Source organism: Mycoplasma testudineum, assembly GCF_002245785.1.
Classification (GTDB): Bacteria; Bacillota_I; Bacilli_A; order Mycoplasmatales; family Metamycoplasmataceae; genus Mycoplasmopsis_B; species Mycoplasmopsis_B testudinea.
In genome coordinates, this window is sequence record NZ_NNCE01000009.1 from 21,334 (window position 1) to 28,905 (window position 7,572).

The window sequence follows — 7,572 nt, forward strand, 5'->3', positions numbered from 1 at the left end:
CAAATTATGATTCAGTCAATTTTTTAATTTCTTTAACAATAACTTTGTTTGTTTGATAAGGTTGGTCAAAAAATATTGCATGACCAGCATTTTTTATTTTGGTTAATGGTATATTTGTTTCACTTGAAATTTTTTCTAGAACTTCCATTTTTGTATATTTATCTTCAACACCACTAACAATTACAATATTGCTAGCATTATTTAGATATAAAGGTTTTACAACATTATTTAAATAATCATGTTGAAACATTTTTTCAACGAAATCACCCATTACTTTGTATTTAATTGGATAAACTTCCACTGCTAATTTAGCAAAATACTTGACACTTTTTTCATATGCATCATCATTTTTAACTGATAAATCTCGAAGTGAATTTGCGGCAGTTTCAAAATCAGAAGGAATTAAATAATGCTTAATTAATTCTAAATCAGTATCGGTATCTAGATAATAGTTATATGGACTAAATAACACTACTTTTTTAGTTAATTTTTTATCTAAGGCAGATAAAGCGCCTAAAGTCCCTAATGAATGTGCAACAATTAAATCAATTTTTTCTGAATAAGCTTCTAAAAATTCGATTAAAAAAGTTTGATAATCTTTTAATTCGACTTCTTCATGATGAAACTTACTTTTAGTTTTACCTAGCCCGGGATAATCAACTGAAACAATACTATAATTTCTATCTTGAGTATTTAACGAAAAAATAGTTTTAGCATTGGCTCCAAAACCATGACTAAAAAGTATTTTAGGTTTGTTTGATTCTTCTTCAAAAAAATTTATGATTCAGTTTTTTGTTTCTAATTGTTTAAACATTTAATATTTTCCAAAAATTACTTCGATAATTTCGTTTAAAGAAATTTCACCAAAATAATCAATTAAATCGTATTTTGTTAATGCTTCTTGAACGGCTTCAACTTCATAATTAATTCCAATCATCTTTTCAGAAATAATTTCAGTATCAACTTTACTTAGATAATCTCCTTCAAATTTAAATTGACAAAACTTACCAGCTTTGACACTATAACTTGCTCGGATTATACCGCCATCAAACTTACTTTCATTAGTTACTTCAAAATTTGGAGTTTTACCAAAAATTCATTCATCCGACATTCTTTCTTTACGAATCGGAGCAAGTCTTGTTTCGTATAAATCTAAATCTAAAACTAATTCTGTTGCGTTATTTTCTTTTGCAAATCATGAAACTAATTTTTGAACAAATTCTTCAATTGTAATTTTTTCAGGCATTAAATTTATTAATGATGCAACTCTTTGTCTAATTGATTTAATTCCTTTTGATTCCATTTTCAATGGATTTACTTTTAAGGCATTTTGCATGATTTCAATATTAAAATCAAATAGCAAAGTACCATGATGAACCATACGTGTAGGAGTGCTATATTGAGCATTTCCCGAAACTTTAAAACCATCAACTGCTAAATCATTTCTACCCTTAAAAGTAGCATTTAACCCAAGTGATTTTAAAAATTCAATAATAGGCGTTAGGAATTTTTCATAACTACCTTTTGAATGAGTTATATAAGAAAAACAGACATTGTTTAAATCTTGGTAAACAGCTCCTCCGCCTGAGATTCTTCGATATAAATTAATATTTTTTTCTCGAGCAAAATATAAATTAACTTCTTCATAAATGTTTTGATTTCTTCCAATTATGATTGAATTATCATTACGATAAAAATAAAAAATATCATCAGTTATATTTTCATCTCTTAAAATAGCTTCTTCTAAAACTAAATTTTCATATGGCGAAGTTTTTTTACTTAAATATCATTTAATATTACTCATTATTCTCCTAAAACAATATCGAAATTAGTTATTGTTAATAATTCTTTTTTTAATAAATCTATTTGGTCTTTTTTCATTAATTTTAAGTTGTTAAATCCACTAAGATGTATGGTATTAAAATCTCATTTCGGTTGATGTTTATTTTTATGTAAATACATGTACAAGTCTTGAAAAAAATAAGTTAACATTAACTTTTCATCTACTTCTTCATATTGATCTAATATTTCCATATAAACGTTGCTTCATCCAAATTTATTTACCTTAAATTCAAATGCTAAACCAATTTGCTTTCCTGTTATAAAATTACTTTCATCACCGTTTCTTAATTCATAAATATTTTTGTTCATAATATACCTAAAGTTATTTTACCTAAATACTTGGTAAATGGATTTTATCATCTCAATATTATTTATAAGTATTCTTAGAGCCCTTAGGGGTTATAATATTTTTACTTTTAATTACTCGATAAATTTGAATTAAGGAGAAAATATGAATAAAAAATTTGCCGCAATTGATATTGGCGGAACTAATGTTAGATTTGCGACATTTACAAATGATGATAAAATTGAATTTAAGAAAAAATTTGAAACCAACCCAAATAACTATCGTGAGACAGTTGCTAAAATTGTTTCATTAATAAAAGAACATAATGTAAGTGCTATAGCAATTGGAATTCCAGGTCCGGCTGATTATCCAAACGGAATAATTTTAGATACACCAAATTTAGTTGACTGAAGACAAGTTAATTTAAGAGAATATTTTTTATCTCAAGTTAATTTAGAAGCTATTGTATTTGAAAATGATGCTAATGCAATGGCTTTTGCAAATCATAAATTTTTCAAACAACAAGCAGATGATGTTACTCAATTTTTTACTGTTTCAACTGGTTTAGGAGCAGGATTAATTATCAATAATAAAGTATTTACAGGCTCAAATTATCAAGCTCAGGAAGTTGCTTTTGCACCACTAGCTCCAATAGCTGAAAAAAAATATCACCACTTGAGTCCATATTCGCTTGAATTATTTGCTTCAGGAACAGGTATGTCAATTAGAGCTAAAAATTTAGGACAAAATTGAGAAGCAAAAGATTTATTTAATAAATATGAATCAGATGAAATAGCTAAAAAAATAATTGATCAAGGAATTGATACATTAGCTAGAACTATTGCAACTGCCATGGCATGAGTTAATCCTAATTTATTTGTTTTTGGTGGAAGTGTTTCAACATACAATAATTGATTTATTTATAAAGCATTTGAAGAAGCAAAAAAATATACTACACCAAGTCATTTTGATAAAGTAAAAGTTGAAATAGATCAAATGGGAGATGATTCAGCTTTATTTGGTTTATATTACTTAATTCAGTCTAAATTTTAAACATAGCACAAAAATAATTAATTTAATATTTAAAAATATAATTTTCAGATTAAATTGAAAAAAATCTATAATAAATTACATAAAAACTTTACTAAAAGGAGTCTCAAATGCAAAGAAGTATTCAAAAAATGCACACTATGTTTAAAATTTGATACTCCTGAAGTAGGGTTTTTTAACATATATAAAATAAACATATTGATTTAAAAGCCATACAACAAAAGTGTAGGGCTTTTTTAGAAAGGAAAATATGGATAAAAATAATGCGCATTCAAAAGCAAGAAAATTTGGTTTTTGAGTCGCTTTGGCTTTCGTAGTTGGTTCCATAATAGGAATAGGAATATTCTTTAAAAATGGTGGTGTCTCAAGAGCCGTTGAAGGTCAATCAATAACATGATTACTTTCTTGAATAGTAGGAGGATTAATTTCTTTAGCTGCCGCTATAAGTTTTAGTGAAATTTCAGCACTTAAAGTTAATAAGATTACCGGTATTAGTGGTTGAAGCCACAGAGTCGGAGGAAAAAATCTTGGATATTTTACAACTTTTTCCTGATCGATTTTTTACTGAGGAATTTTAGTAACAATATTAGGGATATTTGCTAGTGAAATGTTCTGAAGTTTTATTGGTGCAGTAGGTGCTGATATTAGTTGAATTCAAGTTTGACATCACGTCATATTTGGAGTCATAATTTCAGCTTCATATTTATTAATTAATTTATTAGCTCCAGCAATATCACATTACACTCAAACTACAACTGTAGTACTTAAGTTTATTCCTTTAGTAATTGCTATTATAGTTGGTTTAGTTTTTGTCTCAAGCACTAAAGCTGGATCAGTAAATGGTTTTACTAGTGCAGCAGGAACTGGACAAGGATTTAGTTTTTCAAATTTAATCTTAGCGCTACCAGGTGTTTTATTTGCTTTTGATTCATTCTTATCAGTTGGATCATTAAGAAAAGATATGAAAGAAGATGGTAAAAAATTACCGTTAGCAATTATTGTCGGAATGATAATTGTCGTAACAATTTATACATTAATTGCAATAGCATCAATTTTACATACACAAGGATCAATACAAGGTTTAATTTCAGTAGCAGTTCCTGGTGATAGCAGTTGAGTACAAGCATTTGTTTTATTCTTCATATTTGTGTCAACAATTGGATTAATAAATGGTTTAAGTGCTTTTATTCTAAAAGACTATACAAACATGGTTGAAACTGAATTAGTAATAGGAGCTAGAATACTTAAAAAGAAAGTTAAAGCTCAATTTTTAGGTAGAGATATTTCTAAAGAAATGAGAGGCTTAATAGCAATAGGTTTTGTTTTTGCTTTTTGATTTTTAATTATTTCTGTACCAGCTATTGTTTACAATACAGATGCATTTATGGATGCTGCAAGTAACTGACCAACAGTGTTTTTCTTCTGAATTTACGGACTAGTAATGTTACTTTACTTAGTTAAAAAAATTAAGGGACACTTTAAAGATGAAATTAAAAATGCTAACGTAAATAAATACTTATTTTATGTTGCTACAGTATTTGCAATATTCATGATAGTAGTAGCTGAAATTGGATTAATTTACACATACGCTCAAAGCGTTGTTTCGAATCCATTAGGATTAAATTCATGAGGATTTTATTGAACAAACAATAATTATCAACCTAACAATATTATTCAAATTTTAATGTATTTAGTTTTTGGAATAATATTCTTATTATTACCAAAATTGAACACAATCTTAATAGAGTGAATTGAAAAAAGAAATGTAATTGATGAATTGCACAAAAGTGCGATGACATTTGCGTAGATATTACAGAATTTAGATTAAAAAAAATGGCTTCGGCCATTTTTGCTTATTGATAGATATTAGAAAATTTACCTATTTTCACTTAACTTATTGGTGAGCTAACTTTAATTTTTTTACTTGCTCATCATAAAAAATATAGTTAGTTTATTTTGTGATTGCAAATTTCAACTTTAAATCAAAATTAAATATCGCCACAACATTAGTAAGATATTATTATCTTTTAATAATATCAAAATAACTGACACATAATTTTCCACTTTTGTGTTTATCTGGAATAAAAATTGTTTCTGTTTCATTTTTTTTACATATTCCTTTAACCAATAAATTTCCGTTATTTGAAATGGGTATATAGGAGCTTTTCTTATTTTTAACTAAATAAGATCATAATTGTAAAAAATTATTTTCATTTTCATAATTTAAATTTAATATTGATTTTCATTCTTTATTTGAATTGATGTTACTATTTTTTAAAAATTCAATGACTTGTTTTGAAGAATTTCTTAATAAAACGAAATTTTTTATATCACCATCTAATTTTTTTTTATTTTTTGGTGAATAATTAATGAACAACTTAATGTTTTCTAGCTTTTGATTTACTACTTCATCATAGTCTAGTTTAATAAATATATTCACATTTGTTGCTTTGAAAATTACAGAATCTGATATCTCTCTAGAATTTTTCATGCGGATCAATCACCGTTTTTTTATTTTCGAATTATTTGGTTGTATAAATTTATGTATAATACTTTTTTGTATTTTATTAATATATCCTTTCTTTAATAAATCAAAATATTCAAAAAAATCATTTTCTTTTGCAAGTTTCATTGAATTTAGAATTTTAGTTTGTGATTCATCATAATAAATATTTCATTTACATTTATTATGATGAAATTCCGTTTTATATCTTTTGAAATAATTTACTAAATTATTGCTTGACATAAAGAGACTAGTTACTTTTCCGTTTTTTAAACATTCATAACATAAAGCTAACACATTGCGGTTTTGCATTCTTAAAGAAAAAACCATTTTTATTGCTTTGTCATAGGTAACTGGTTCTTCTGATACATTTGTCATAAGTTTGACATAGTCGGAACTTTTGTCCGTATTTTTTTATCTTTTAATATATATAGTTTATTCATGCTTGAATTATATCATTTTTTTAAATCTATAAAGAAATTTAATTATATTTTAGTAGCGAGTTACCATATACATAATTTAGTAATATGTGTTAAAAAATGATGGACGCATTAGATATATTACTTTATATTGACAACATGAAATTTCGGGGTATTAAATTGAAATAATAGTAGTTAAGAATCGATTTTTAATCAGAAACTGAGAAAATTTAAAATTAAAACTAAATTTCACGCCCTATATTATTCATACAAAAATATAATACTATGCTAAAACTTTATAGATTTTAAAGTGTGTTTTATAAGATATTGATACAAAAATATAATACAACGTAAAACAAATAAATTGATAAAAAACAATATTTGTGACGACTGTTTTGAAAGCGACTGTTTTATTTTAAAGGATGAAAGTGAGTAAAATTTATAAATGAAAAAAATAACAGTCAGAGAAAGAATGGAATCAGCGAAAATTGCAAAATCCATATCAAAAAAGAATGCATTATTATCCCCCTTATTCCCTTGTTTATTGATACAAAAATATAATACTATGCCAAAACTTATACCCTTATATCAGATACTAACACTACGTTTATTGATACAAAAATATAATACTATGCCAAAACTCAAAACGTGAAATTGAGAACTCTCTAAAAGTTTATTGATACAAAAATATAATACTATGCCAAAACTACAACTAACATTTACAGCCAAATTGGCGAGTTTATTGATACAAAAATATAATACTATGCCAAAACTAGCGGGATGCCGCTAAATGCCTGCTTAAGTTTATTGATACAAAAATATAATACTATGCCAAAACCACTATTCATTTTGAATTTTTTTCGAAATAGTTTATTGATACAAAAATATAATACTATGCCAAAACATCATACTCTAGTAGTTTAGTTATTGGTAAGTTTATTGATACAAAAATATAATACTATGCCAAAACCTAAGGACTACACTCTAGATAATACTAAGGGTTTATTGATACAAAAATATAATACTATGCCAAAACTAAATAAATTAATTAAAGAAAGAGTAAAAAGTTTATTGATACAAAAATATAATACTATGCCAAAACCGCTTAGAAAAACTACAGAAAAAAAAGGATGTTTATTGATACAAAAATATAATACTATGCCAAAACTTCATACTCTAGTAGTTTAGTTATTGGTAAGTTTATTGATACAAAAATATAATACTATGCCAAAACCGCTTGTACGCGTAATATATTTAATATAAGTTTATTGATACAAAAATATAATACTATGCCAAAACTAGAACCCGGATTTATCTCCGAATTTATTAGTTTATTGATACAAAAATATAATACTATGCCAAAATGTAGAGAACCCTTTAAGTAGGACCAGATCTAAACTTAAGGGGTTTTTCTTATGAAACTAACATATGAAGACAAAATCAAAATAATCGAGATGATCGATAAAGGTGTT

6 protein-coding genes and 1 CRISPR repeat array are annotated in these 7,572 nt (G+C 25.9%); of the genes, 2 read left to right on the plus strand and 4 right to left on the minus strand.

Annotation, left to right across the window (positions count from 1 at the left end; all coding sequences use genetic code 4):
- Positions 1-4 precede the first annotated feature (4 nt).
- From CG473_RS03795 to CG473_RS03805, 3 genes are read right to left on the minus strand one after another with little or no spacing between them, the layout of a single operon-like run.
- Positions 5-814, minus strand: a complete 810-nt coding sequence (locus tag CG473_RS03795; RefSeq protein ID WP_094254984.1) for an alpha/beta fold hydrolase — start codon at positions 812-814, stop codon at positions 5-7.
- On the minus strand, positions 815-1,804 hold the full coding sequence (lplA, locus tag CG473_RS03800) for a lipoate--protein ligase (protein WP_094254985.1): 990 nt from the start codon (positions 1,802-1,804) through the stop codon (positions 815-817). It lies immediately after the preceding gene.
- A complete protein-coding gene (locus CG473_RS03805) occupies positions 1,804-2,151 on the minus strand; it encodes a hypothetical protein (protein ID WP_094254986.1) in 348 nt (115 codons plus the stop codon). Before CG473_RS03805 ends, lplA begins: the two co-directional genes overlap by 1 nt.
- A gap of 142 nt (positions 2,152-2,293) precedes the next feature.
- Between CG473_RS03805 and CG473_RS03810 the strand changes: the two genes are divergently transcribed.
- Both CG473_RS03810 and CG473_RS03815 read left to right on the plus strand, forming a co-directional pair.
- Positions 2,294-3,181, plus strand: a complete 888-nt coding sequence (locus CG473_RS03810) for an ROK family protein (protein ID WP_094254987.1) — start codon at positions 2,294-2,296, stop codon at positions 3,179-3,181.
- Between the two features lie 247 nt (positions 3,182-3,428).
- Complete coding sequence (locus CG473_RS03815; protein WP_094254988.1) at positions 3,429-4,985, plus strand: amino acid permease; 1,557 nt, start codon at positions 3,429-3,431, stop codon at positions 4,983-4,985.
- A 213-nt stretch (positions 4,986-5,198) separates the two neighbouring features.
- Here CG473_RS03815 and CG473_RS03820 read toward each other — a convergent pair whose 3' ends face one another.
- A complete protein-coding gene (locus CG473_RS03820) occupies positions 5,199-6,059 on the minus strand; it encodes a hypothetical protein (RefSeq protein ID WP_094254989.1) in 861 nt (286 codons plus the stop codon).
- 580 nt (positions 6,060-6,639) lie between these two features.
- A CRISPR array of direct repeats spans positions 6,640-7,465; the repeat unit is 36 nt; unit sequence GTTTATTGATACAAAAATATAATACTATGCCAAAAC.
- The last annotated feature ends 107 nt before the right edge of the window (positions 7,466-7,572 follow it).